This is a genomic window from Pontibacter ummariensis (genome assembly GCF_900188175.1).
In the GTDB taxonomy this organism is placed as follows: domain Bacteria; phylum Bacteroidota; class Bacteroidia; order Cytophagales; family Hymenobacteraceae; genus Pontibacter; species Pontibacter ummariensis.
This window is the reverse complement of the sequence record NZ_FZOQ01000078.1, coordinates 1-1,291: the sequence shown is the minus strand read 5'-3', so window position 1 is coordinate 1,291 and position 1,291 is coordinate 1. Positions and strand designations below refer to the sequence as shown.

1 pseudogene is annotated in these 1,291 nt (G+C 59.3%); it reads right to left on the bottom strand.

The window, feature by feature from the left end:
• Window positions 1-46 precede the first annotated feature (46 nt).
• Window positions 47-1,250, bottom strand: a pseudogene (locus tag CHB92_RS25430) (IS3 family transposase).
• Window positions 1,251-1,291: the final 41 nt, after the last annotated feature.

Sequence of the window (1,291 nt, the reverse complement as noted above, 5' to 3'; positions counted from 1 at the left end):
TGTCTCGTCCTGAAATAAGTTGACGGGTTTGAGACGAAGTTACTTTTTAATTTGAGACCTCCAATGCGTTTGCGTTGGAGGTTTTCTTTTTCCACCGTACTACCTCCAGCTCCCTTTGCCGGTGCATCTGCTCCGGTGTCAGGTAGTGGCACGAGAGGTGGGGCCTTAGGCTGTTGTAGATGCCCACCGACTCCCGGATCACCGCCACCGCTTGCAGGTGGTGGGCAAAGCCCCGCTCCAGGGCGAACTCGTCTTTGAGGATGCCGTTGACCCGCTCGGCCACCGCGTTCTGGTAAGGGTCGTACTTTTGCGTCATGCTCGGCTTTATCTGGGCCTTCTCGAGCAGCTGCTGGTACTCCTGTGAGCAGTACTGCAGCCCCCGGTCCGAGTGGTGGATCAGCCCGTGGCCGTACTTCTTCCGGCCCACGGCCATCCGCAGGGCCTCGACGGGCCCCTCTGCCCGCAGGTCCGCCGAGAGGTGGTAGCCCACGATCTTCTTGGAGTAGGCGTCTGTGACCAGCGAGAGGTAGCTGTGGCCCTCTCTTGTTGGGATGTAGGTGATGTCGGAGACCCACACCTGCTCGGGGCGGTGGATTCGGAGCCCCTGTGGGGCTTGACCAGCAGCCCCCTTTCTCTTAGGATCGTAAAGAGCTTGTCCCTCCCCACCTGGAGCTGGTCCTTGAGCAGGTGGTAGAGTTTTCGGGTGCCCAGGCGCGGCATCCGCAGGCGGATCTGCTCAACCACCCCCACCACCTGATGGGCCAACTCCTCTTGCTCCAGCGCCCTTGCCTGCCGCTGGTAATGGGCTTGCCGGCTGTGGCCAAGCAGTCTACAGGCCAAGGAAAGGCTTATTTGCCCTTCCTGGCGGAGGTGTTCGACTGCTTGGCCACCGGCTTTTTTCGGATCTGGATGCCCATCTGCCCCTCGGCCACGTCGATGATGGTGTCCAGCAGCCTGGCCTTGAGCTCGGCTTCGTTGAGCTGCTTCTGGGTGGCGGCCAGCTGGGCCTCTAGTTCTTTGATGCGTTGGTTGGGTGTCTGAGGCACAGGGGAAGTGTTTACCTGCCAAGTTAAGCGTCCGTGCTTACGGAGCCAAACCAGCACGGTGCTTCTGCCCTGGATACCGTACTTTTTCTGGGCTTGTTTGTAGGTCAGGTCCCCCCGCTCTACCTCGGCTACTACAGCCAACTTAAAGCCCAGCGTGTAGTCCCGCTGGGTGCGCTTGCCTTTTTTCTCTCTCGCTTTTTCCATATAAGGTTGATTTGAGTGTCAACCTATTCTAGGACGGGACA